Genomic DNA, 24,578 nt, shown 5'->3' on the forward strand with positions numbered 1-24,578 from the left:
CGCGCCTGCGCGTCCGCGCGGGGCATGCGGTGCGCGTCGTCGTCCTGGCTCGGCGGCCTGTCGCGCCGCCTGTCGTCGCTGTTGCTGGCGGCGGGCGCGGCGGCGTGCGTGGCTGCGACGCCCGCGCATGCCGAAGGCACGGCCGACGCGTCGCTCGCGCGGCAGCACTGGGTGCTCAACTGCATGGGCTGCCACACGGCGACGGGCGGCGGCATTCCCGGCAAGGTGCCGCCGCTCGCGAATTCGCTCGGCTATTTCACGCATCTGCCAGCCGGGCGCGAGTACGTGATGCGCGTGCCCGGTGCGTCGAACTCGGCGCTGTCTGACCAGGATCTGGCCGACGTGCTCAACTGGGTACTCACGACGATGAACCGCGATGCGCTGCCGCGCGACTTCAAGCCTTATACGGCCGCCGAAGTCGCCGCGCACCGCCGTCCTGCTTTTGCCGACGTCGCGACCGTGCGCGCCGGGCTGGTCCGCGCGTTGCAGGCGCGCGGGATCGACGGCGTCACGGATCGCTACTGATCGACTCATTCAACGAACCAAGGAAACGTGGACATGGAGACGAACGAAACCTTTCCGTTGCTCGACGCAACGCGCGCGTTTCTCGCGAAGCCGAAGAAGATGCTGATCGGCGCCGAGTGGAGCGACGCCGCGTCGGGCCGCCAACTCGACGTCGTGAATCCGGCCGACGGCACCGTGCTCGCGCGTGTGCCCGAAGCGGCCGAGCACGACGTGCAGCAGGCCGTTGCCGCCGCGCGGCGCGCATTCGACGCGGGGCCATGGCGCACCGCGAAGACCACCGACCGCGAGCGTCTGCTGCTCGCCCTCGCCGACCTGATCGAAGCGAATGCACGCGAGCTGGCCGAAATCGAATCGCTCGACAACGGCAAGCCCGTGATGGTGGCGCAGGGGCTCGATGTCGCGATGGCAGCGCAGTGCTTCCGCTACATGGCCGGCTGGGCGACGAAGATCGAAGGCAGCGTGATCGAAGCGGGCATGCCATACATGCCGGACAGCGAGATCTTCACCTACACGCGCAAGGAGCCCGTCGGCGTGGTCGGCGCGATCATTCCGTGGAATTTCCCGCTGCTGATGGCGGCCTGGAAGCTTGCGCCCGCGCTGGCCACGGGGTGCACCGTGGTGTTGAAACCCGCGGAAGATACGCCGCTGAGTGCGTTGCGACTGGGCGAACTGATCCAGGCGGCCGGTTTCCCGGACGGCGTCGTCAATATCGTCACCGGCTACGGTCACACGGCCGGCGCCGCGCTGTCTCGCGACCCGCGCATCGACAAGATCGCGTTCACGGGCTCGACGCAGACGGGCAAGACGATCGGCCACGCGGCGCTCGACAACATGACGCGGATGTCGCTCGAGCTCGGCGGCAAGTCGCCGGTGATCGTGCTGCCCGACGTCGATCCCGACAAGGCCGCACTGGGTGTGGCGAACGCGATCTTCTTCAACCAGGGGCAGGTGTGCACGGCCGGGTCGCGCGCGTACATCCACGCGAAGGTATTCGACGACGTGATCGAGCGCGTCGCGAAGATCGCCGCGGGCCTGAAGATCGGCCCGGGGATGGACCCGTCGACGCAGATCGGCCCGCTCGTGTCGGCAAAGCAGCGCGAGCGCGTGTGCGGCTATATCGACTCGGGGTTCGGAGAGGGGGCGCGCGCTGCCGCTGGCGGCCGCGCGATCGACGGCCCCGGTTTCTTCGTCGAGCCTACCGTGTTGGTCGATACGACGCAGGCGATGCGCGTCGTGCGTGAGGAGATCTTCGGGCCGGTGCTCGTCGCGATGCCGTTCGACGACGTCGACACGGCCGTGCAGCTCGCCAACGACACGCCGTACGGCCTCGGCGCGAGCATCTGGTCGAACGACCTTGCCGCGATTCACAAGCTGATCCCGCGTATCGCGGCCGGCACGGTGTGGGTCAACTGCCACTCGCTGCTCGACAACGCGATGCCGTTTGGCGGGATGAAGCAGTCGGGTTTCGGTCGCGAACTCGGTCGCGCGGTGATCGACCAGTACACGGAAAGCAAGTCGGTGATGATGAACTACGCATGAGCGTGGCGGCGGGTGCGTGCGTTGCCGCTACGTCGGCCGCGCACGCATGCCGCGGGTCGGCACATTCGGGGCGAGGCAACGCGGCTGAGCGCTGACGGCGAGCTGCAACCACGCGCCGTTCTCGTTCAGCGTCGGCGTGCCCGACCTGCATCCTCCGCTCGATGCGGCGCCGGGCGGTGCGCAAGGCCGGCCGTCGGCAACTGGCGATGGCGCACAACCTCAGATCGCACGCGCGGCCGCCGCAAACACTACGAACGCATCACGCGCGAACCAGCACCACCCCGAGAATGAGGCACGCCGCACCGGCCATGCGGATCGGGCTGGCCGAATGTTGCTGGATGCCGAGCACACCGAAGTGGTCGAACACGAGCGCACCGGTCATCTGCCCGACGACGATCAGCGCGAGCGTCGTCGCGGCACCCAGTCGCGGCACCATCAGGATCGCGATGGCGATGAACACCGCGCCGAAGAACCCGCCGGTCCAGCTGAACCACGACCCGACGCTGGCGACATTGCCGCTCAGGCGCGGATGCGGGGCTAGCAGCGCGACGGCGAGCATCGCGGCCAGGCCGACGAGGTAGCTGACCGACCCGGCCCACCACGGCGAGCCGAGTTGCGCACGGAGGTTGGCGTTGAGCACCTGTTGCAACGCCACGCTGATGCCGGCGGCGACGGTGAGCAGATACGACAGGAGAGTAGTCACGAAGAGGGATGCTCCGGCGAGGTTGCCGTGACGGCGGTTCCGGCACGGCAGGCTTCCATTCTGGGAAGCGCGACGGTATAACGCAAATATCAAATCTGGCGCGTATCCATCTCGTTTCAGCATGCCATCCCTGAGGCAAATCCAGTATTTCCTGACCGTGGCCGATCTCGGCGGCTTCACGCCGGCCGCGAGCGCGCTCCACGTCGCGCAGTCGGCGCTCAGCCGGCAGATCGGTCAACTGGAAGACGAGCTGGGGTTCCTGCTGTTCGACCGGGAGCCGAGGGGCGTGCGGCTCACGCCGGCCGGCGCGATCTATCGCGATCGCGTGGCGTCGATTCCGGCGACCCTGACCGCTGCGGCCGAGGAGGGCGCACGGTTGTCGCGCGGTGAAGCGGGCGTATTGCGGCTCCTGCATTCGAGTACCGTTCCCGTCGGCAGCCTGATGCCGGTGCTCGAGCGCTTCATGAGCGCGTGTCCGGGCGCGCGGATCGATCTCGACCGCGCCTCGTCCGAGGATCAGGTCCTGGAGATCGCGAACGGCAACGCCGATATCGGGATCGTTCGTGTGCCGGTGCTGCGCCGCGATCCGCGCGTTCGCTTCGTCGAGCTCGCGGCCGAGCGTTTGTGCGTGGCGGTGCCGGCCGATCATCCGCTGGCGCCCGCCAGGCGTACGGCGATCTCGCGGCTGCGGCACGAGCCGTTCGTATCGGCCGTGCATCGGGAGCGGGGCGGGCTGGCGCGCGTCGTGATCGATCTTTGCCTGAAGCGGGGATTCGTGCCCGCTACCGCCCGGATCGTGTCGCCGAAGACGTCGATGCTGAATCTCGTCGCGGCCGGGCAGGGTATTGCGATCGTGCCGGAACGGATGGCGAGCCTCGGTATCGACGGGGTCGTCTTCGTGCCGATTTCGGATGAAGACGCAAAATCGGTTTGCGCGCTGGTGTTGCCGATCGAGCCGACGGTGCTGGCGGACGCGTTCGTGCGGGTGATCGCAGCGGGAAGCGCACGGGACAATGCCTGACAGGCACCGCGCGAGTCATCCCGCCGGATAAAAAAAACGCCAACCCGTCGAAACGGGTTGGCGTCGTGCTTCGGGTATGACGATGATCAGAACTGGTTCATCGTGTTGTCCTTGCCTGCCGCCTTCAGCGCTGCGTCGCCGCTGAAGTATTCCTTGTGGTCGTCGCCGATGTCCGAGCCGGACATGTTCTGGTGCTTCACGCAGGCGATGCCCTGACGGATTTCCTTGCGCTGCACGCCGGCCACGTAGCCCAGCATGCCCTGGTCGCCGAAGTATTCCTTGGCCAGGTTGTCGGTCGACAGTGCGGCGGTGTGGTACGTCGGCAGCGTGATCAGGTGGTGGAAGATACCTGCTTCGCGCGATGCATCAGCCTGGAACGTGCGGATCTTCTCGTCGGCCAGCGCGGCCAGTTCCGTCTCGTCGTATTCCACGCTCATCAGCTGCGCACGGTCGTATGCCGACACGTCCTTGCCTGCTGCCTTCAGCGCGTCGTACGCCTGCTGACGGAAGTTCAGCGTCCAGTTGAACGACGGGCTGTTGTTGTACACCAGCTTCGCGTTCGGGATGACCTTGCGGATCTCGCTGACCATGCCGCCGATCTGCGCGATATGCGGTTTTTCGGTTTCGATCCACAGCAGGTCGGCGCCGTTTTGCAGCGACGTGATGCAGTCGAGCACGCAGCGCGCTTCGCCCGTGCCGGCGCGGAACTGGAACAGGTTGCTCGGCAGGCGCTTCGGACGCAGCAGCTTGCCGTCGCGCTTGATCACCACGTCACCGTTGCCCAGCTGGTCGGCCGACAGTTCTTCGCAATCGAGGAACGCGTTGTACTGGTCGCCCAGGTCGCCCGGCGTCGCCGTCACGGCGATCTGCTTGGTCAGGCCGGCGCCCAGCGAGTCGGTACGGGCGACGATGATGCCGTCGTCCACGCCCAGTTCCAGGAACGCGTAGCGGATCGCGCGGATCTTGGCCAGGAAGTCCTCGTGCGGCACGGTGACCTTGCCGTCCTGGTGGCCGCACTGCTTCTCGTCGGACACCTGGTTTTCGATCTGGATACAGCATGCGCCCGCTTCGATGAACTGCTTGGCCAGCAGGTACGTCGCTTCCGCGTTGCCGAAGCCGGCGTCGATGTCGGCGATGATCGGCACGACGTGCGTGACGTGGTTGTCGATCTTGTCCTGGATCGCTGCCTTCGCAGCAGCGTCCTTGGCGGCATCGAGCTCGCGGAACAGGCCGCCCAGTTCACGGGCGTCGGCCTGGCGCAGGAACGTGTACAGCTCGCGAATCAGCGCGCTGACCGAGGTCTTTTCGTGCATCGACTGGTCCGGCAGCGGGCCGAACTCGGAGCGCAGCGCGGCGACCATCCAGCCGGACAGGTACAGGTAGCGGCGTTCGGTGCTGTTGAAGTGCTTCTTGATCGAGATCATCTTCTGCTGGCCGATGAAGCCGTGCCAGCAACCCAGCGACTGCGTGTACTTGGACGGGTCGGCGTCGTAGGCGGCCATGTCGGCACGCATGATCCTGGCGGTGTACTTGGCGATGTCCAGGCCCGTCTTGAACTTGTTCTGGGCACGCATGCGGGCGGCGTACTCGGGGCTGATCGCATTCCACGCGCTGCCGTGGTTTTCCTTCAAACCGGCAACTGCCTTGATGTCGTCTTGATACTGGGCCATGTCAATCTCCTGGGAGCAAAGCGCGTTTGAGTAACTGGTTGAGCGTGCCCGCTACGTCTGTCGCAGCGAACGGCATGGACAAATAGTAACGCCGCCCGTCGGGCTTTTGTCGATGTCTTATATAAGACATAAGACATTATTTTTTCTTGTTTTTCAATGAGTTACGTTGCTGTTTTTGCGATGCAAAACAAGTTTTCAAGCGGCGAAAACGCGACGGCGCGGGAGTTCGACGTAGATTCCGCAATACGAAACGCTCTTTCGGCTGCTGGAGGCACGGCCAGCTTCACACGTGCCCATGACACCCGTTCGTCGGTGCGGTGCGAGCGCCCCGGGCCCGAAGCCGCACCGGCGCTCCGCTTCGTCCCGGCAGACTCCACAGAATCGCGCCGCATGCGGACAAGCCGAATTCGCCCGGAATACGCGCAAGAACCCCGCCCAACAAGCCTCTCAAGAAACCTAGTGGTTTCCACTCATAGTCGCAAATAGTCAAGAACAGGTCGCCGCCGGTCTTCTCGCGGCCAATATGGCTCGTTACTTTTACTCCCACGATGCAGGCCGGGCACACCCCGCGCACCGGCTGCCGCGAGTCCCCCCGGGAGGAACCGAACCATGAAGTCGACGAAGATCGCCGCGCTTGCCGCGGCCGTGCTGGCGACCGGCGCGTTCACGCATGCGGCATTGGCCGAAACGGATGCCGCGACCTGCCGCACCGTGCGTTTCGCGGATATCGGCTGGACCGACATCACGTCGACCACGGCGCTCGCGTCGACCGTGTTCGAGGCGCTCGGCTACAAGCCGACCACGACGATCGCGTCGGTGCCGATCTCGTTCGCCGGCCTGAAGAGCAAGCAGCTCGACGTGTCGCTCGGCTACTGGTGGCCCGTGCAGCAAAAGCAGCTCCAGCCGTTCCTCGACAGCAAGTCGATCAACGTCGTCGAAACGCCGAACCTGTCGGGCGCGAAGGCGACGCTCGCGGTGCCGAGCTACGAATACCAGGCCGGCCTGAAGACCTTCGAGGACATCGCGAAGCACCGCGCGGAACTCGACGGCAAGATCTACGGGATCGAGCCGGGCAGCAGCGCGAACGCGACGATCCAGAAGATGATCGACACGAACCAGTACGGGCTCGGCGGCTTCAAGCTCGTCGAATCGAGCGAGGCCGGGATGCTGGTGACGGTCGAGCGCGCGGTCCGCGAGAAGAAGTGGGTCGTGTTCCTCGGCTGGGAACCGCATCCGATGAACATCCAGCTGAGCATGAACTACCTGTCCGGCGGCGACGCGTCGTTCGGGCCGAATTACGGCGAAGCGCGCGTCTACACGCTGACCGCGCCCGACTTCATCGTGCGCTGCCCGAACGCGGGCAAGCTCGTCACGAACCTGCGCTTCTCGACCCAGCTCGAGAACCAGCTGATGCAGTCGGTGATGAACAAGACGAAGCCGGCCGACGCCGCGAAGGCGTACCTGAAGAAGAACCCGCAAGTGCTCGATCCGTGGCTCGCGGGCGTCAAGACGTTCGACGGCAAGGACGGGCTGCCGGCCGTGAAGGCGTATCTCGGCCTGTGACGGCTTGCGCGCCACACGCGGCGCGCCCCGACGAAACATCCGCATTGCGACACAACCTGATTCAAGCGAGGCAACCAGCATGAACCATGAAGTCATCATCACCTGCGCCGTCACCGGCGCGGGCGATACGGTCGGCAAGCATCCGGCGATTCCGGTCACGCCGAAGGAGATCGCGGCCGCCGCGATCGAGGCCGCGAAGGCCGGCGCGACGGTTGCACACTGCCACGTGCGCGATCCGCAGACGGGGCGCGGCAGCCGCGACCCGAACCTGTACCGCGAAGTGGTCGACCGCATCCGCTCGGCCGACGTCGACGTGATCATCAACCTGACGGCCGGCATGGGCGGCGATCTCGAGATCGGCCCGGGCGAGGACCCGATGCGTTTCGGCAAAGGCACCGACCTGGTCGGCGGCCTCACGCGCCTCGCGCACGTCGAGGAACTGCTGCCTGAAATCTGTACGCTCGACTGCGGCACGCTGAATTTCGGCGACGGCGACTACATCTACGTGTCGACGCCCGCGCAGTTGCGTGCCGGCGCGAAGCGTATCCAGGAACTCGGCGTGAAGCCGGAGCTGGAAATCTTCGACACGGGCCATCTGTGGTTCGCGAAGCAGCTGCTGAAGGAAGGGTTGCTCGACGATCCGCCGCTGTTCCAGCTGTGCCTCGGCATTCCGTGGGGCGCACCGGCCGATACGGGCACGATGAAGGCGATGGTCGACAACCTGCCGCCGGGTGCGCACTGGGCCGGCTTCGGGATCGGCCGCATGCAGATGCCGATGGTCGCGCAGGCGATGCTGCTCGGCGGCCACGTGCGCGTCGGCCTCGAAGACAACATCTGGCTCGATCGCGGCGTGCACGCGACCAACGGCACGCTCGTCGAGCGCGCGAGAGAGATCGTCGAACGGCTCGGCGGCCGCGTGCTGACGCCGGCCGAAGGCCGACGCAAGCTCGGCTTGCCCGCACGTGGCGAGCGTCCGCTCGAACGCCGTGCGGTTGCCGAGTTCGCGTGAGCGGTTGCACTGACCGACCGATATGACGGGGCGGCACGCACAGGCGTCGCCGCCCATCGATTTCCCCTGAATTGAAGGATGCGTTGACATGGCTGTGAAGACCGACATCAAGACGTTCGCCGCCATCGGCACCGGCGTGATCGGCAGCGGATGGATTTCCCGCGCGCTCGCGCACGGTCTCGACGTGGTCGTATGGGACCCCGCGCCGGGCGCGGAAGTGCGACTGCGCGCGAACGTCGCGAACGCGTGGCCCGCGCTCGAACGCGTCGGCCTCGCGCCGGGCGCCGATCCCGCGCGGCTGCGATTCGTGGCGACGATCGAAGCGTGCGTCGCCGATGCCGATTTCATCCAGGAAAGCGCGCCCGAGCGCGAGGCGCTGAAGCTCGAACTGCACGAGCAGATCAGCCGCGCGGCGAAACCCGACGCGATCATCGCGTCGTCGACTTCCGGGCTGCTGCCGACCGACTTCTATGCACGCGCGACGCATCCGGAGCGCTGCGTGGTCGGTCATCCGTTCAATCCCGTCTACCTGCTGCCGCTCGTCGAGGTGCTCGGCGGCGCGCGCACGTCGCCGGAAGCGGTCGAAGGCGCGATGGAGATCTATCGCAAGCTCGGCATGCGGCCGCTGCACGTGCGAAAGGAGGTGCCGGGCTTCATCGCCGATCGCCTGCTCGAAGCGTTGTGGCGCGAGGCGCTGCACCTCGTCAACGAAGGCGTCGCGACGACCGGTGAGATCGACGATGCGATCCGCTTCGGCGCGGGCATCCGCTGGTCGTTCATGGGCACGTTCCTGACCTACACGCTGGCCGGTGGCGACGCGGGCATGCGACACTTCATGCAGCAGTTCGGCCCTGCACTCGAACTGCCGTGGACGAAGCTGGTCGCGCCCACGTTGACCGATGCATTGATCGACAGCGTCGTCGAAGGCACGACCGAACAGCAGGGCACGCGCAGCATCAAGGAACTCGAGCGCTATCGCGACGAGTGCATCACCGAGGTGCTGAAGTCGATCGCCGCGGTGAAGGCGCGGCACGGGATGCGATTCGAGGACTAAAGGACTGAAGGCGATGACCGGCGATACCCCGCTGACGATATACCGCGACGTGGTGCGGCCCGAATGGGTCGACTACAACGGCCACTTGCGCGATGCGTTCTACCTGCTGATCTTCAGCTTCGCGACCGATGCGCTGCTGGATCGCATCGGCCTCGACGACGCCGCGCGTCGCGAGCGGGGCCGCTCGGTCTACACGCTCGAAGCGCATGTGAACTATCTGCACGAGATCAAGGAAGGCACGCAGGTGCGTGTCGACGCGCGCGTGCTGGCGCATGACGCGAAGCGGCTGCACCTGTATCTCGAGCTGTTCGCCGACGGGCATGACGATGCGGTATCGGCGAGCGAGCAGATGCTGCTGCACGTCGATACGCGCGACGGCGCGAAATCGGCGCCGTTCGACGATGACGTCGCCGCACGCGTGGCCGGGTTGCATGCATTGCAGCGCGATTGTGCGGCGCCTGCGTATGCGGGCCGCGTGATCGGCCTGCCGCCGCGTCGCTAGCAGGCGCGAACCTTCAAACCACGGAGCGCACACGATGCTCGAACCGGAAATCGTGGCATTCGTCGCAGCCGTCGACGCGTGGTATCCGGCCGACGCGGCTGCACGCTCGCCCGCCGAGCAACGCCGCCTCTACGACCGCTTCGCGGCCGAGTGGACGCCGGCCACGCTGCCGCCCGGCATCGTGCGGCAGGACGCCGTCTGGCATGCGCCCGACGGCCGCGCGATCGCGCTGCGGCGCTACACGTCCGCGCAGGGTACGCCGCGCGGCACGGTGCTGTTCTTTCATGGCGGCGGCTTCGTCGTCGGCTCGCTCGACAGTCATGCGCTGATCACCGCGCAACTGGCGGCCGATACGGGGCTCGACGTGATCGCGGCGGACTACCGGCTGGCGCCCGAGCATCGTGCGCCGGCCGCGCTTGAAGATTGCCTGGCCGTCACGCGCGCCGCGCGCGATGCGCGCTGGCCGTTCGGGCCGTGCGTGCATCCGCTGACGCTCGCGGGCGACAGCGCGGGCGGCATGCTCGCGGCGGCCGTGGCCACCGCGTTGCGCGATGCGGGCGAAGGCGGTGTCGACGGCATCGCGCTTGTCTATCCGATGCTCGGGTTCGAACCGCAATCGCCCGCGCGCGAAACGGAAGCGCACGCGCCGATGCTGACGCTCGACGACGTCCATCGCTATCGCGCACTGTACTGGGACGGTGGCTTGTCCGAAGCGCTGGGAGACGGCAATCCGCTGTTGCGTGCGTCGGTGCCGCTTGCGGCTGCGCGTTTCGACGGCCTGCCGCCCGTCCTCGCGATCGGCGCGGAACACGATCCGCTGCGCGACGATGCGCGCGTGTACGTCGAACGGATTCGCGCGGCCGGCGGAGCCGCGCACTACTGGATGGGAGAGGGGCTGGTGCACGGCTGCTGGCGCGCGCTCGGAACGAGCCCGCAGGCGGCGCGGATGCACCGGACGGTCGGCGGGTTTCTGCTCGCACCACACGCGTAGCGGGCGTTTCCGGGAGGCAACGATGCAGGCAGCAGTGCAACACCGTATCGAGGACTGGCGGACGTTTTCGGCCGACGTGGCCATCGCGGCGGCGACGATCGGCAATGGAGCGGTGGACGTCGAGTGGAGCGACACGCGACGATCGCCGTTTCATTTCGACTGGCTGCGCGACAACTGCGCGTGCTCCGCATGCGTGCATGCCGTCACGCGTGAACAGGTGTTCGAGATCGCCGATGCGCGCGAGGATCTCGCCGCGCGCACGGCGCACGTCGACGCCGACGGCGCGCTGCATGTCGAGTGGAACGACGGACATCGCAGCGCGTGGTCGCCGGGCTGGTTGCGCGCGCATGCATACGACGACGCGTCGCGCGCTGAGCGTCTGGCCGCGCACGGGCGGCACGTATGGGCCGGCGACGATGCAACGGCGATCGGCGTATTCGCGTGGCGCGACGTGATGGAGGACGACGGCGCATTGTTCGCGTGGCTCGCTGCGTTGCAGCGCACGGGGCTGACGCTCGTCGAAGGCGTACCGACCGAGCGCGGCAGCGTCGACGAGATCGCGCGGCGCATCGGCCTGATCCGCGAGAGCAATTTCGGCGTGCTGTTCGACGTCGAATCGAAGCCGCGCCCGGACAGTAATGCGTATACGTCGCTGAACCTGCCGCCGCATACCGATCTTCCGACCCGCGAGTTGCAGCCGGGCGTGCAGTTCCTGCACTGCCTCGCGAACGACGCGACCGGCGGCGACAGCGTATTCCTCGACGGCTTCGCGCTGGCGGATGCGCTGCGGCGCGAGCACCCGGCCGATTTTGAACAACTCGCGTCGACGCCGTTCGAGTTCTGGAACAAGAGTGCGAACAGCGACTACCGCTGCTCGGCGCCGGTGATCGGGCTCGATGCGCGCGGCAATGTTACCGAGGTGCGTGTCGCGAACTTTCTGCGCGGGCCGCTCGATGCACCGGCCGGCTCGGTCGCGGCCGTCTATCGTGCGTACCGGCGGTTCCTCACGCTTGCGCGCGAGCCGCGCCTTCGTGTGCAGCGCCGGCTGCGGGCGGGCGACATGTGGGCGTTCGACAACCGGCGCGTGCTGCATGCACGCACCGAATTCGATCCGTCTACCGGCCGCCGGCACCTGCAGGGCTGCTACGTCGATCGCGACGAATTGCTGTCGCGGTGGCGGGTGTTGTCGCGCTCGGTGAGGTAGCCGTCATGTTCCGCCGGCACGCGGCTCCCGACAGGTATCGGTAAACTGCGTGACGATACCTATTTCCCGAACACGTCCGGCGCGATGCGGCCGGACACTGCAACGGCACCCGCCGGTGTCAGGTGCGAGTCGTCGAACGTGACGATGCTGCCTCGGCCGCTGCCGCTTCGCGTGATGCATCCGCGTGCATCACACATCGCATCGAAAGCCGAGACATACTCGATTCCGAGTTGCTTCGCGACTGCCGCGCCTTCTCGATCGTAGCGTTGCGACGCCGGATCGAGCCCGAAGCTCGTTCGCGACGGCAGCGTCTCGTGATGCTCCCGCCAGTAAAGCCAGTACAACTTGGGCAGCGAGCTTTGCCACGTGGCGACCTGGCCGATCAGCACGATCCGCTTGATGCCGGCGGCCCGCAAGGCGTTGATCGTAGCGGGAAGTGCCTGCAGCCGGTCGGTACTCCAGTTCGCCGTCAGCAGAACGGTCGCCGGCTTTACCGTATGCACAAGCTCCAGCGCGCGGGCGTTCGATTCCACGCATCGCCGATCGCCGCGCCCGACCAGCGGCGGACAGCCCGACGTACTCAATTGCGCAAATCGAATGCCCCGCTCGGCGCTCGCGCTGCGGAGCCCCGGAGACAGCGCCGCAGCACGCGAGTCGCCCCAAAGCATGACGACCGGCCCTGATCCGCCATCCACGCAAGTCGGGCTGAATCCTCGATCGTCACCCTCGAGATAGCATTGGCCGCGACGCCAGATCCGATCTCGGTCAAAATCGACGCCATCGGCAAAGGCGCCGACCATCCGCGACATGCGGAACTCCAGTCCGCCTCGCGAATAGTCGTTGTAGCCCGCAAACGCGCATCCCGCCATCAGGACGATCAGCGTCGCGACAATCACGCTCGGGCGGCGCGATGTTCTGATCGGTGTCTCGATGTACCGATACGTCAGAAACGCCAGCGGGAAGCAGGCCAGCAACGCCAATGCACGCCACGACGCAGGCGCGGTGCCGCTGCTTGAGATCCGGAGCGCCGACAGTAATGGCCAGTGAAACAAGTAGAGCGGATAGCTGATGAGGCCGATCATCACCAGCGGCCGGCTGCCGAGTGTCCTCTGCGCGAACGGCGCGCCGGAACCGGCATCGATCAACAGGTACGCTGCAACGGTCGGGCCCAGCGCCAGCCAGCCTGGAAATGGCAGGGATTGATCGACGAAGACGAAGGACGCGGCGAGCAAGGCGATGCCGACGCCGGCTTTCGCGTTGGCCGAGCCGGCCGACGGCATCCGTTCGCCGGCAACGTGGTGCCTGACGGCGAGGAATGCCCCGAGCATGGGCTCCCACGCACGCGTCAGCGGCGAATAGAATGCGCCGACCGGATCGTGCGGCAGCGTGAGCACGCTCATCAGGAACGAGCCGAGGCCAACGATCGCAATCGGCCAGAAGGGTGACGATCTCAGGCGCCACGCTGCGACCAGCAGAATCGGCCATACGAGATAGAACTGCTCCTCGACACCGAGCGACCACAGATGAAGGAGCGGTTTCTGCTCGGCGGACACGTCGAAATAACCGGCCTCGCGCCAAAGGACCAAATTCGCGACGGAAGTGGCTCCGCCGGCGATGTGCTTGCCGAGTTGCGCGAACTCTTCCGGCAGCATTGTCTGCCAGCCGAATGCGTACAGCCCAACGAGAACGAGCAGCAGTGCGGGGAAGATGCGCCGAATCCTTCGCGCGTAGAACCCGGAAAAACGGAATGTGCCGGCATCGATCTCGCGCAACGCGTGTTTCGTGATGACGTAGCCCGATATGACGAAGAACACGTCGACGCCGACGAATCCGCCAGGTAACAGCGCGGGAAATGCGTGGAACAGGAGAACGGCGAGAACGGAAACCGCGCGAAGCCCGTCGATGTCGGGGCGATAGCCGGCCCCTCCGTTCCGCGCAAGCGAATTGCTTTTGGACGCGTAATGCGTCTCTGGCGTCGGTTCGCTGCCGACGCCACCCCGTAACAAATCCATATTGGTCGTTGTTGTTTTGATCCGATCTGCCCTGGCACGGGAAAGTCGGACTTGTCGAAATTCGCTCGCTCTTCGGCGATGCACCCCGTCGTATCCAAATCCTGCGGTTTCACCCCGCGAAGTCGACGATCACTTGATTGAACGCGATCTCCCAGTCGACATAAGCCGCAGAAATGACTCACTACCTATCGGCAGCAGCGCCGAAAACTTGAGCGGAAAATTGCCGTACGTTGTGTGTTGGCTGGCGAGAGGGCTCGGCGGGCAGCAGCGCTTGTTTTTTTATCGGTTCCAACTGCTTGTCCCCGGGCGATCCGGGAGCGCAGGCGAAACTCAACACGTCGATTTGATTGCTGTCAGGTGCCGTGCGAGCCGACCTGTCTCCCGACGAAGCGACATCCGTGGTTGACGAGACGGGGGCAATACAGACGCGGGGTACGTCGTTGGACAGTCTTCGGTTGCGGCCGGGGGCAGGGTGACCTGGATTCGCTTCGGCGTTGTTGCCGCCTTCGTGCGCACCGCTCGGTCACGTGGACGAAAAAGCGCCCGGACGCACAGCGCCCGGGCGAAGCCACCCGCTGCCGGGCGGCGGAGGTATGGGTTTCATAAAAAAGGACGAGCCCGCAAAGGGGCTCGTCCTGATGTTTCTTCATCGCGCGACGCGCGGCGCCCGCCGAGGGCGCATCGGCTTATTGGCCGAAGAAGATCGAGTCGCGAGCGTTCGACGACGCTGCAGCCGGGGCGCCCGAGTGGACGAGCGGAGCCGGTTGCGCGCCGTAGCCGCTGGTGTCGGCACCATGAACACGCGCTTCGGCGCTCTGGATGTCGTTCGGGTAGTACGGGCTCGACAGGCCCGGCTTGTAGCCGGCCTTTTCGAGCTGAACCAGTTCGTTCTTCACTTGTGCGCGGGTCACGGTGCTTTGGGCGAATGCGCCAAACGAAGCGGACAGGGCGGCAGCGGCAACGACTGCGGAAATAAGCGATTTCATGATGACCTCCGGTGTTTTATTGAGTTCGCTCTCGACACCATGTCTTAAGCGATTGATCAAATCTTAGTCATCGGAAGGTTCAGGGTAAACGCTGATTTTGACGATAGATTGTTTCCTGGGCGGTAACAGTAGCGCGTCGACTTTGGCTTTCAACCGGCTTTCTTGTCGGTTAATGCAACAAGCATGAAGAATATTGCGGAGGGCGACACGCGTTTCAGCGCACCTCGGCCGCCGTGTCGAACGGCCGGCCCGGCGTGCGTCCGGCCGGCGCGCCCGAGCTGAGGAAGCGCACGCCCGTCGCGGCTTCCGATGCCTCCCACAGCAACGCTGCCGATGCCACGTCGCGGGCCGCCCGTGGCACGCTCGCGGGCGCCGGCAGCCCGCGCGATTCGAACCAGCCTGACGGCCCGATATACGCGCCGCCTGCGAGATCCGGCGCGGTCGCCGCATGAATCGCGGGCAGCGCCCCCTGATCGGCCGGCTGCGCGAGATAACGGTTCGCGGCGCGCATCAGCGCGGCACGGGCGGGCGAGCTGTCCATCGCCGGGCCGGCGAACTGCAGGTTGGTCGCCGCGTAGCCCGGGTGCGCGGCCACGCTGATCCCGGCGAACGCCGCGCGCTCGAAACGGCGCTGCAGTTCGATCGCGAACACGAGGTTCGCGAGCTTGCTGTCGCAATAGGCGAGATAACGGTTGTAGCGGTGCTCGGCGCGCAGGTCGTCGACGCGGATCCGGCCGCCGCGGTTGAAGCCGCTCGACATCGTCACGACCCGCGCACGCCGCGCGGCGCGCAGCGCGGGCAGCAGTTGGCCGGTCAGCGCGAAATGGCCGAGGTGGTTGGTGCCGAACTGCATCTCGAAGCCGTCGTGCGTATGGCGCAGCGGCAGGAACATCACGCCGGCGTTGTTGCAGAGGATGTCGACGCGGCCATGGCGTTCGGCCACATCGGCCGCGAAGCGTGCGATCGACGCGAGATCGGCGAGGTCGAGCGCGTCGACTTCGACGCGGGCATCGGGGTGGAGCCGGCGAATCGCGTCGGCCGCCTGCGCGGCGCGGGCCGCGTCGCGGCAGCCCATCACGACCGTCGCGCCTTTCGCAGCCAGCGTTTCCGCGAGCTGCCAGCCGAGCCCGCTGTTGGCGCCGGTCACAACCGCGACCTTGCCACCCTGCGCCGGGACGTGGCGCGCGCTCCATGCGTGCATGTCTGCCTCCATCGGCGCGACCGACCGGCCGCGGCACGTAATCATTACATTGAGTGGTGTAACGATAGTGTGCGCGGGCGCGGCAGACAAGCGGGGGAATTAGACCGGCGCTTCTAGGGCCGGCGCAGCGTGTGGCGCCGCGTGCCGTGACGTGTGGCCGGCAGGATTTACCTGCCGCCGGCCAGCGCGAGCACTTCGGCGGCGGAGATCATCGCGGCCGCGTTCGCGGGCGCGGGGCGTTCGGCCGGGCGGAACACTTCGTCGCCGCGCTGGATGACCTGGCGCGACAGCGCGCAGGTGCCGGTGCGTTGCGCGAAGCGGCGGCGCCAGCGCTGCTCACCGTAGTGACAGCGACCGGGTTCGACCCAGCGGACGACGAGCAGCGTATCGGAACGTTCGAGGATTTCGACGTGGACGTCGGCGGGATCGAGCGCAGGCAGGGATTTGGAGGCCTTCATTTTGCCGTTTCCTAAAGCTCGTGCGGTTCGGCCGTGGCAGTGGATGTCACTACCCGATGGCGAATCCGTAGCGGTTTCCATGAGTGGTGCGCTAAATGTAAGCGTCTGTGACCGGAAAAAACATCCTGTCTGGCTCAAATTACCTTTTGCCGATTTAGAAACAATCCATGCTTACTTTCTTGGAATCCACAGACAAAAACGCCCCGGACACGAAGTCCGGGGCGGGAAATCGGCCCGCGCGCCGTGTCTGCTCGCCCAGTCACGGAGCCCATCGCCGGGGGACGGAGGTGCCCGCAGGGATCGAACGCGGGCGGGGAGGCGATGGTTGAAAAGCGCGGTCCGGCGACGCCATGATGGCGCGCCCATCCCGTTGAGACCCTGACGCGAACATGACTTTTTCGTCAGTTTGGCGTGGAAGCCGCGTCGGGCGAATGCACCAAACCGGCCGGGAGGCCCGCCAGTATTGGGTTTGCGCGGACCGCGGGCATGCGTCCAGCGCCCATCGAGCACCGGAATTTTCTCCGCCAGCCCGATTTCCCTGCCCGGGTAAATACTGAATCCCGATTTCGTGACAAACGAGAAATCACTTCCTATGATTGGTTGGACCTTTGGTCCTTTGTGCCAATCGGCCGACGGGTGGCCGGCTTTTTCGGGAGACGTGCTCATGAGATTGCAGGGCAAACGCGCGCTGGTGACGGCGGCCGGGCAGGGCATCGGCCGCGCGACCGCGCTGCGGTTCGCGAGCGAGGGCGCCGACGTGCTGGCGACCGACATCAACGAAACCGCGCTCGTGCGGCTCGAGGCTGACGCCGAACGCGCGGGTAGCCGGCTGGCCACGCGGCGGCTCGACGTCACCGATGCGCAGGACGTCGCGGCGCTAGCCGCGAACGGGCGCGCGTTCGACGTGCTGTTCAACTGCGCGGGTTATGTCCACCACGGTTCGATCCTCGATTGCGACGATGAAGCATGGGCGTTCTCGCTGAACCTGAACGTCACGTCGATGTACCGGCTGATTCGCGCGCTGCTGCCCGCGATGCTCGAGGCGGGCGGCGCGTCGATCATCAACATGGCGTCGGCCGCATCGAGCGTGAAGGGCGTGCCGAACCGCTTCGTTTACGGCACGACCAAGGCGGCCGTGATCGGCCTGACCAAGGCGGTGGCCGCCGATTTCGTCGAGCGCGGCATTCGCTGCAACGCGATCTGCCCGGGCACGATCGAATCGCCGTCGCTGGAGCAGCGGATCGAGGACCAGGCGCGCATGCGCCACGTGTCGACCGACGAGGTGCGCCAGGCGTTCGTCGCGCGCCAGCCGATCGGCCGCATCGGCAGCGCGGACGAAGTGGCCGCGCTCGCGCTGTACCTCGCGTCCGACGAAGCGTCGTTCACGACCGGCGCGATCCACCTCATCGACGGCGGCTGGTCAAACTGACCGCGCCTTTCCCTCCACTTTCCGTTTCCGTTCAAGACGACATGAAACTGCTGAGATTTGGCGACAAGCACCATGAAAAGCCGGGCCTGCTCGATGCGCAGGGCCACATTCGCGACCTGTCGGGCGTGATCGCCGATATCGCCGGCGATGTGCTGGCACCAGCCTCGCTCGCGCGGTTGCGCGACATTCCACCGTCGTCGCTGCCGCTGGTCGAAGGCTCGCCGCGGCTCGGCGCGTGCGTCGGCCGCGTCGGCAAGTTCATCTGCATCGGGCTCAACTATTCCGACCACGCGGCCGAATCGGGGATGGACGTGCCGAAGGAGCCCGTCGTGTTCGGCAAGTGGACGAGCGCGATCTCGGGGCCGAACGACGACGTCGAGATTCCGCGCGGCTCGGAGAAGACCGACTGGGAGGTCGAGCTCGGCGTGGTGATCGGCCAGGGCGGTCGTTATATCGCGGAAGCCGATGCGCTGTCGCACGTGGCGGGCTACTGCGTCGTGAACGACGTGTCGGAGCGGGAATTCCAGCTCGAACGCGGCGGCACGTGGGACAAGGGCAAGGGCAACGACACGTTCGGGCCGCTCGGCCCGTGGCTCGTGACGGCCGATGAAGTGCCCGATCCGCATGCGCTGCGGCTGTGGCTCGACGTCGACGGCCATCGCTACCAGAACGGCACGACCGCGACGATGGTGTTCCGTGTGCCGCACCTGATCAGCTACCTGAGCCGTTTCATGAGCCTGCAGCCGGGCGACGTGATCTCGACCGGCACGCCGCCGGGTGTCGGCCTCGGGCAGAAGCCGCCTGTCTATCTGCGCGCCGGGCAGGTGATCACGCTCGGCATCGACGGACTCGGCGAGCAACGCCAGCGCACCGTGCAGGCCTGATTTCCTTTCGCGGACGATTCGTCATGCCTATCATTCGATCGATGCGCGTCCTCGACGTGCGCTTCCCGACCTCACGCCAGCTCGACGGCTCCGATGCGATGAACCCGGACCCCGATTATTCGGCCGCGTACGTCGTGCTCGAAACCGACCGCGACGGGCTCGAAGGTCACGGGCTCACGTTCACCATCGGGCGCGGCAACGAGATCTGCTGCGCGGCGATCGACGCGATGCGTCACCTCGTCGTCGGCCTCGACCTCGACTGGATTCGCGCGGACATGGGCCGCTTCTGGCGGCACGTGACGTCGGACAGCCAGCTGCGCTGGATCGGCCCCGACAAGGGGGCGATTCATCTGGCGACGGGGGCCGTCGTCAACGCGGTATGGGATCTGTGGGCGAAAGCCGAACGCAAGCCGTTATGGCGGCTCGTTGCCGACCTGAGCCCCGAAGAACTGGTGCGCGCGATCGACTTCCGCTACCTGACCGACTGCCTGAGCCCGGACGAAGCGCTCGACCTGCTGCGCCGGCAGGCGCCCGGCAAGGCCGAACGGATCGCGACGCTGGAGCGCGACGGCTACCCGTGCTATACGACGTCGGCCGGCTGGCTCGGCTACAGCGACGACAAGCTGCGGCGGCTGTGCCGCGAGGCCGTCGAAGCCGGGTTCGAGCACGTGAAGCTGAAAGTCGGCGCGAACCTGGAAGACGATATCCGTCGCGTGACGATCGCGCGCGAAGTGATCGGCCCGGACCGCAAGCTGATGATCGACGCGAACCAGGTGTGGGAAGTGGACGAGGCGATCGACTGGGTGCGCGAGCTGGCGTTCGCGCGGCCGTGGTTCATCGAGGAGCCGACGAGCCCCGACGATGTCGAAGGGCATCGCAAGATCCGCGACGCGATCGCGCCCGTGCAGGTCGCGACCGGCGAGATGTGCCAGAACCGCGTACTGTTCAAGCAGTTCATCGCGCGCGGCGCGATCGACGTCGTGCAGATCGATGCGTGCCGCCTCGGCGGCGTGAACGAGATTCTCGCGGTGATGCTGATGGCCGCGAAGTACGGGCTGCCCGTATGCCCGCATGCGGGCGGCGTCGGGTTGTGCGAGTACGTGCAGCATTTGTCGATGATCGATTACGTCTGCATTTCCGGCACGATGGAAGGGCGCGTGACCGAATACGTCGATCACCTGCACGAGCATTTCGTCGAACCGTGCGTCGTGCGCGGCGCGGCGTACATGCCGCCGACGGCGCCCGGCTTCTCGATCGAGATGAAGCCCGAATCGCTGGAGCAATACCGGTTCCGAGGCTGAAGCACGGCCGCGCGCGACGCGCGGCGTGCGCGCCGACAACATGAACGACGGAGACGCGAAGTGGATTTGAATCTGCAACACAAGGTCGTGATCGTGACCGGCGGCGCATCGGGCATCGGTGCCGCGATCTCGATGCGGCTGGCCGAAGAAGGCGCGATTCCGGTGGTGTTCGCGCGCCACGCGCCCGACGATGCATTCTGGCGCGCACTCGTGCAGAAACAGTCGCAGGCCACGTGCGTGTCCGTCGAGTTGCAGGACGATGCACAGTGCCGCGATGCGGTTGCGCAGACCGTCGCGCGCTTCGGTCGTCTCGACGGCCTCGTCAACAACGCGGGCGTCAACGACAGCATCGGGCTCGATGCCGGTCGCGATGCGTTCGTCGCGTCGCTCGAACGCAACCTGATCCACTACTACGTGATGGCGCACTACTGCGTGCCGCACCTGAAGGCGACGCGCGGCGCGATCGTCAACGTCTCGTCGAAGACGGCCGTGACCGGGCAGGGCAACACGAGCGGCTATTGCGCATCGAAGGGCGCGCAGCTCGCATTGACGCGCGAATGGGCCGTCGCGTTGCGCGACGACGGCGTGCGTGTGAATGCGGTGATTCCCGCAGAGGTCATGACGCCGCTTTACCGGAAATGGCTCGACAGCTTCGACGATCCCGCTACGAGGCTCGCCGCGATCGCCGACAAGGTGCCGCTCGGCAAGCGCTTCACGACGGCCGACGAAATTGCCGACACGGCCGTCTTCCTGCTGTCGGCACGCGCGTCGCATACGACGGGTCAGTGGCTGTTCGTCGACGGCGGCTATACGCATCTCGACCGTGCGATCAGCTAAGGGCAGCGATTCATGCAACCGGAACCGAACCTGAATGCCGCGCCGCCGCTGATTGCAATGACCGGCATCGGCAAGCGCTTTCCGGGCGTGCAGGCGCTCGACGATTGCCGTTTCGACCTGCGTGCTGGCGAAGTGCATGCGCTGATGGGCGAAAACGGCGCCGGCAAGTCGACGCTGATGAAGATCCTGGCTGGCGTCTACCCGCGCGACGACGGCGAAATCCGGATGGACGGCCGCGCGGTGGAGATCGCCGATCCGCGCGCCGCGCAGGCGCTCGGGATCGGCATCATCCATCAGGAGCTGAACCTGATGAACCACCTGAGTGTCGCGCAGAACATCTTCATCGGCCGCGAGCCGCGGGGCCGCTTCGGCGTGTTCGTCGACGAAGAGACACTCAATCGCGACGCGGCCGCGATCTTCGCGCGGATGCGGCTCGATCTCGACCCGCGCACGCCGGTCGGCCGGCTCACGGTCGCGAAGCAGCAGATGGTCGAGATCGCGAAGGCGCTGTCGTTCGACTCGCGCGTGCTGATCATGGATGAGCCGACCGCCGCGCTCAACAACGCGGAGATCGCCGAGCTGTTCCGCATCATCGGCGACCTGCGCAAGCATGGCGTCGGCATCGTCTACATCTCGCACAAGATGGACGAGCTGCGCCAGATCGCCGATCGCGTGACCGTGATGCGCGACGGCAAGTACGTCGCGACCGTGCCGATGGCCGGCACGTCGATGGATACGATCATTTCGATGATGGTCGGCCGCCAGCTCGCGACGGAATCCCGCACGCCGCCCGATACGTCCGCGAACGACGTCGCGCTCGAAGTGCGCGGGCTGTCGCGCGGCCGCGCGATCCGCGATGTCGGCTTCACGCTGCGGCGCGGCGAGATACTCGGCTTCGCGGGGCTGATGGGCGCGGGACGCACCGAGGTCGCGCGCGCGGTGTTCGGCGCGGACCCGGTCGATGCGGGCGAGATCCGCGTGCATGGCAGGACCGTGACGATCCGCACGCCGGCCGACGCGGTGAAGCACGGCATCGGCTACCTGTCCGAGGATCGCAAGCACTTCGGGCTCGCGGTCGGGATGGATGTGCAGAACAACATCGCACTGTCGAGCATGCGCCGCTTCATTCGGCGCGGCGTGTTCCTCGATGCGCGCGCGATGCGCGACACCGCGCAGGGCTACGTGCGGCAGCTCGCGATCCGCACGCCGTCGGTTGCGCAGCCGGCGCGCCTCTTGTCGGGCGGCAACCAGCAGAAGATCGTGATCGCGAAGTGGTTGCTGCGCGACTGCGACATCCTGTTCTTCGACGAGCCGACGCGCGGCATCGACGTCGGCGCGAAAAGCGAGATCTACAAGCTGCTCGATGCGCTCGCGGCCGACGGCAAGGCGATCGTGATGATCTCGTCGGAACTGCCCGAAGTGCTGCGCATGAGCCACCGGATTCTCGTGATGTGCGAAGGGCGCGTCACCGGCGAATTGCGCGCGGCCGACGCCACGCAGGAAAAGATCATGCAGCTCGCGACGCAGCGCGAGTCGACCGTGTTGTCCTGATTTCCCGATACAGACGCTGATCCGATCATGTCCAACGATACGCATCCCGTTCCGCCCCTCGCTTCCGGCGATACGCCGGCCGGCGCGTCGAGCCTGAAGTCGCGCTTCTTCAACCCGGCCGCGCGGCAGAAGCTGCTCGCGTTCGCGAGCCTCGTGCTGCTGATCGTGTTCTTCAGCATCGCGTCGCCGAACTTCCTCGAAGTCGACAACCTCGTCACGATCCTGCAGGCCACCGCCGTGAACGGCGTGCTGGCGGTCGCGTGTACGTACGTGATCATCACGTCGGGCATCGACCTGTCGGTCGGCACGCTGATGACGTTCTGCGCGGTGATGGCCGGCGTCGTGCTCACGAAATGGGGGATGCCGCTGCCGCTCGGGATCCTGGCCGCGCTGTGCTTCGGCGCGCTGTCGGGCTGCGTGTCGGGCTTCGTGATCGCAAAGATGAAGGTGCCGCCGTTCATCGCGACGCTCGGCATGATGATGCTGCTCAAGGGGCTGTCGCTCGTGATCTCGGGCACGCGGCCGATCTACTTCAACGACACGCCGGGCTTCACGTCGATCGCGCAGGATTCGCTGATCGGCAACCTGATTCCCGCGCTGCCGATCCCGAACGCGGTGCTGATCCTGTTCCTCGTCGCGATCGGTGCGTCGATCGTGCTGAACCGCACGATCTTCGGCCGCTACACGTTCGCGCTCGGCAGCAACGAGGAAGCGCTGCGGCTGTCCGGCGTGAACGTCGACGCGTGGAAGATCGCGGTCTATACGTTCAGCGGCGCGGTGTGCGGGATCGCCGGGCTGCTGATCGCATCGCGGCTGAATTCCGCGCAGCCCGCGCTCGGGCAGGGCTACGAGCTCGATGCGATCGCGGCCGTCGTGATCGGAGGCACGTCGCTGTCGGGCGGCGCGGGAAGCATCGTCGGCACCATCATCGGCGCGTTCATCATGAGCGTGCTGACGAACGGCCTGCGCATCATGTCGGTCGCGCAGGAATGGCAGACGGTCGTGACGGGCGTGATCATCATCCTGGCCGTCTACGTCGACATCCTGCGCCGGCGGCGCCGCTGACGCGGGTATCCGCGTACGCATGTGCTTCACCGCCGGTTCCGGCCGGCGTTCCAGACGTTCCAGTCGTTTTAGTCGATACGAAAAAAGGAGACGCGAAGTGATCAGGAGCAAGGTGTTGAACGCGATTGTCGGGCTGACGTTCGCCGTCGGCGTCACGGCCGGCGCGCACGCGCAGGAAACCTATATCCCGCTGATCTCGAAGGGCTTCCAGCATCAGTTCTGGCAGGCCGTGAAATCGGGCGCGATGCAGGCCGCGAAGGACTACAAGGTGAAGGTGACGTTCGAAGGCCCCGAAACCGAGGCGATGGTCGACAAGCAGATCGACATGCTGTCCGCCGCGATCGCGAAGAAGCCGGCCGCGCTCGGCTTCGCGGCGCTCGACAGCAAGGCCGCGCTGCCGCTGCTGAAGAAGGCGCAGGCCGAGAAGATCCCCGTGATCGCGTTCGACTCGGGCGTCGACAGCGACATCCCGGTGACGACGGCCGCGACCAACAACAAGGCGGCCGCATCGCTCGCCGCCGACAAGCTCGCTGCGCTGATCGGCGACGAAGGTGAAGTGGCCGTGGTTGCGCACGACCAGACGAGCCGCACCGGCATCGACCGCCGCGACGGTTTTCTCGAACGGATGAAAGCGGCGCACCCGAAGGTGCAGGTCGTGACCGTGCAGTACGGCGAAGGCGATCAGCTGAAGTCGACAGAGGTGACGAAGTCGATCCTGCAGGCGTATCCGAAGCTCAAGGGGCTGTTCGGCACCAACGAAGGCTCGGCGATCGGCGTGGTCAACGGCGTGAGAGAAATGAAGCGCAAGGTCGTGATCGTCGGCTACGATTCGGGCAAGCAGCAGAAGGACGCGATCCGCAGCGGGCTGATGGCCGGCGCGATCACGCAGAACCCGATCGGCATCGGCTACAAGACGGTCGAGGCGGCCGTGAAGGCGATCAAGGGCGAGAAGCTGCCGAAGGTCATCGATACCGGTTTCTATTGGTACGACAAGACCAATATCGACGATCCGAAGATCGCGGCCGTGTTGTACGACTGACCGCCGTGGCGCAGCGCCGCTGCGCGCGGCGTGT

General features: G+C 66.2%; 22 protein-coding genes. 16 read left to right on the top strand and 6 right to left on the bottom strand.

All coding sequences use genetic code 11. From position 1 onward, the window contains the following. Window positions 1–24: 24 nt before the first annotated feature. Together ACPTTF_RS20135 and ACPTTF_RS20140 are read left to right on the top strand one after the other, a co-directional pair. Complete coding sequence (locus ACPTTF_RS20135) at window positions 25–525, top strand: c-type cytochrome (protein WP_423367909.1); 501 nt, start codon at window positions 25–27, stop codon at window positions 523–525. A gap of 33 nt (window positions 526–558) precedes the next feature. Beyond that, complete coding sequence (locus ACPTTF_RS20140; RefSeq protein WP_423367910.1) at window positions 559–2,064, top strand: aldehyde dehydrogenase family protein; 1,506 nt, start codon at window positions 559–561, stop codon at window positions 2,062–2,064. Window positions 2,065–2,323: 259 nt separating this feature from the next. Here ACPTTF_RS20140 and ACPTTF_RS20145 read toward each other — a convergent pair whose 3' ends face one another. Next, entirely contained in the window at window positions 2,324–2,767 is a 444-nt protein-coding gene (locus tag ACPTTF_RS20145; RefSeq protein WP_423367911.1) for a DMT family transporter, read from the bottom strand. Between the two features lie 121 nt (window positions 2,768–2,888). Between ACPTTF_RS20145 and ACPTTF_RS20150 the strand changes: the two genes are divergently transcribed. After that, a complete protein-coding gene (locus ACPTTF_RS20150) occupies window positions 2,889–3,788 on the top strand; it encodes a LysR family transcriptional regulator (protein ID WP_423367912.1) in 900 nt (299 codons plus the stop codon). Between the two features lie 86 nt (window positions 3,789–3,874). Here ACPTTF_RS20150 and ACPTTF_RS20155 read toward each other — a convergent pair whose 3' ends face one another. Then, window positions 3,875–5,458 (bottom strand): isocitrate lyase, encoded by a 1,584-nt coding sequence (locus ACPTTF_RS20155; protein WP_423367913.1) that lies wholly within the window; start codon window positions 5,456–5,458, stop codon window positions 3,875–3,877. A gap of 609 nt (window positions 5,459–6,067) precedes the next feature. Here ACPTTF_RS20155 and ACPTTF_RS20160 point away from each other — a divergent pair. From ACPTTF_RS20160 to ACPTTF_RS20185, 6 genes are all read left to right on the top strand, one after another. Further along, window positions 6,068–7,021, top strand: a complete 954-nt coding sequence (locus ACPTTF_RS20160; RefSeq protein ID WP_423367914.1) for a choline ABC transporter substrate-binding protein — start codon at window positions 6,068–6,070, stop codon at window positions 7,019–7,021. A gap of 79 nt (window positions 7,022–7,100) precedes the next feature. Beyond that, window positions 7,101–8,030 (top strand): 3-keto-5-aminohexanoate cleavage protein, encoded by a 930-nt coding sequence (locus ACPTTF_RS20165; protein ID WP_059525285.1) that lies wholly within the window; start codon window positions 7,101–7,103, stop codon window positions 8,028–8,030. An 88-nt stretch (window positions 8,031–8,118) separates the two neighbouring features. Then, the gene (locus tag ACPTTF_RS20170; protein ID WP_423367915.1) at window positions 8,119–9,084 is read left to right on the top strand and encodes an L-carnitine dehydrogenase; all 966 of its coding nucleotides are present in this window, start codon (window positions 8,119–8,121) and stop codon (window positions 9,082–9,084) included. A 13-nt stretch (window positions 9,085–9,097) separates the two neighbouring features. Then, window positions 9,098–9,586: a thioesterase family protein gene (locus ACPTTF_RS20175; RefSeq protein ID WP_423367916.1), complete on the top strand. Its 489-nt coding sequence runs from the start codon at window positions 9,098–9,100 to the stop codon at window positions 9,584–9,586. Window positions 9,587–9,620: 34 nt separating this feature from the next. Then, the gene (locus tag ACPTTF_RS20180) at window positions 9,621–10,577 is read left to right on the top strand and encodes an alpha/beta hydrolase (protein ID WP_423367917.1); all 957 of its coding nucleotides are present in this window, start codon (window positions 9,621–9,623) and stop codon (window positions 10,575–10,577) included. A 22-nt stretch (window positions 10,578–10,599) separates the two neighbouring features. Next, window positions 10,600–11,781, top strand: a complete 1,182-nt coding sequence (locus tag ACPTTF_RS20185; protein WP_423367918.1) for a TauD/TfdA family dioxygenase — start codon at window positions 10,600–10,602, stop codon at window positions 11,779–11,781. A gap of 59 nt (window positions 11,782–11,840) precedes the next feature. Here ACPTTF_RS20185 and ACPTTF_RS20190 read toward each other — a convergent pair whose 3' ends face one another. The 4 genes from ACPTTF_RS20190 to ACPTTF_RS20205 all read right to left on the bottom strand — a co-directional run bounded on the left by ACPTTF_RS20190 (window position 11,841) and on the right by ACPTTF_RS20205 (window position 16,438). Continuing rightward, the gene (locus ACPTTF_RS20190) at window positions 11,841–13,793 is read right to left on the bottom strand and encodes an acyltransferase family protein (RefSeq protein ID WP_423367919.1); all 1,953 of its coding nucleotides are present in this window, start codon (window positions 13,791–13,793) and stop codon (window positions 11,841–11,843) included. Between the two features lie 686 nt (window positions 13,794–14,479). Then, window positions 14,480–14,779 carry a DUF4148 domain-containing protein gene (locus tag ACPTTF_RS20195; RefSeq protein ID WP_166961487.1) on the bottom strand — a complete coding sequence of 100 codons (300 nt, stop codon included), beginning with the start codon at window positions 14,777–14,779 and terminating at the stop codon, window positions 14,480–14,482. A 214-nt stretch (window positions 14,780–14,993) separates the two neighbouring features. Further along, window positions 14,994–15,980, bottom strand: coding sequence for an oxidoreductase (locus ACPTTF_RS20200; RefSeq protein ID WP_423367920.1), 987 nt, complete (start codon window positions 15,978–15,980; stop codon window positions 14,994–14,996). A gap of 167 nt (window positions 15,981–16,147) precedes the next feature. After that, window positions 16,148–16,438, bottom strand: coding sequence for a DUF3331 domain-containing protein (locus ACPTTF_RS20205; protein ID WP_043180367.1), 291 nt, complete (start codon window positions 16,436–16,438; stop codon window positions 16,148–16,150). Between the two features lie 664 nt (window positions 16,439–17,102). Here ACPTTF_RS20205 and ACPTTF_RS20210 point away from each other — a divergent pair. From ACPTTF_RS20210 to ACPTTF_RS20240, 7 genes are all read left to right on the top strand, one after another. Further along, entirely contained in the window at window positions 17,103–17,867 is a 765-nt protein-coding gene (locus tag ACPTTF_RS20210; RefSeq protein ID WP_423367921.1) for an SDR family oxidoreductase, read from the top strand. A 41-nt stretch (window positions 17,868–17,908) separates the two neighbouring features. After that, on the top strand, window positions 17,909–18,751 hold the full coding sequence (locus ACPTTF_RS20215) for an ureidoglycolate lyase (protein WP_423367922.1): 843 nt from the start codon (window positions 17,909–17,911) through the stop codon (window positions 18,749–18,751). A gap of 23 nt (window positions 18,752–18,774) precedes the next feature. Further along, window positions 18,775–20,052, top strand: coding sequence for an L-fuconate dehydratase (locus tag ACPTTF_RS20220; RefSeq protein WP_423367923.1), 1,278 nt, complete (start codon window positions 18,775–18,777; stop codon window positions 20,050–20,052). Between the two features lie 60 nt (window positions 20,053–20,112). Beyond that, a complete protein-coding gene (locus ACPTTF_RS20225) occupies window positions 20,113–20,889 on the top strand; it encodes an SDR family oxidoreductase (protein ID WP_423367924.1) in 777 nt (258 codons plus the stop codon). 12 nt (window positions 20,890–20,901) lie between these two features. Further along, window positions 20,902–22,440, top strand: a complete 1,539-nt coding sequence (locus ACPTTF_RS20230; protein ID WP_423367925.1) for a sugar ABC transporter ATP-binding protein — start codon at window positions 20,902–20,904, stop codon at window positions 22,438–22,440. Window positions 22,441–22,467: 27 nt separating this feature from the next. Further along, window positions 22,468–23,505 (top strand): ABC transporter permease, encoded by a 1,038-nt coding sequence (locus ACPTTF_RS20235; protein ID WP_423367927.1) that lies wholly within the window; start codon window positions 22,468–22,470, stop codon window positions 23,503–23,505. Window positions 23,506–23,602: 97 nt separating this feature from the next. Then, window positions 23,603–24,544: a substrate-binding domain-containing protein gene (locus tag ACPTTF_RS20240; RefSeq protein WP_166961511.1), complete on the top strand. Its 942-nt coding sequence runs from the start codon at window positions 23,603–23,605 to the stop codon at window positions 24,542–24,544. The last annotated feature ends 34 nt before the right edge of the window (window positions 24,545–24,578 follow it).

It is taken from the genome of Burkholderia crassaminum, assembly GCF_964265005.1.
Lineage (GTDB): Bacteria > Pseudomonadota > Gammaproteobacteria > Burkholderiales > Burkholderiaceae > Burkholderia.